Annotated in this window: 1 protein-coding gene; it reads right to left on the reverse strand. The window is 46.4% G+C overall.

Annotated elements, in window-relative coordinates:
• Nucleotides 1–338: multicopper oxidase domain-containing protein (locus AAEZ00_RS20755; protein ID WP_351089767.1), on the reverse strand; the 338-nt coding region annotated here is incomplete at both ends.

Genomic DNA, 338 nt, shown 5'->3' on the forward strand with positions numbered 1-338 from the left:
CTCCACATACCATGCAAATGCATAGGGTGAGTCATCATCGTGTCGTTCACTAAGGTGATCCGCAGTCTTTCTCCGTATTCAAACTCTAATGGCGCGGCGTCCATAAATTTCACCCCATTCACAGACCACATATATCGGTTCATATTGCCGGTTAAATGCAGTTGAATTTCGCGGCTAGGTTGGCGCGTGTCGTAGGTAGGATGTAAGCCTTTAATATCGCCATAAGTTAATACTTTGCGATTAAATTGTTGTTGATGGTCACGCAATCCAATCCCGGGATCGTGTAAACCACTTTTTGGCGCATCTGCACGCATATCCACTTGTGGGCCGAACTCGGT

It is taken from the genome of Shewanella sp. S1-49-MNA-CIBAN-0167 (assembly GCF_040310145.1).
In the GTDB taxonomy this organism is placed as follows: Bacteria; Pseudomonadota; Gammaproteobacteria; order Enterobacterales; family Shewanellaceae; genus Shewanella; species Shewanella psychromarinicola.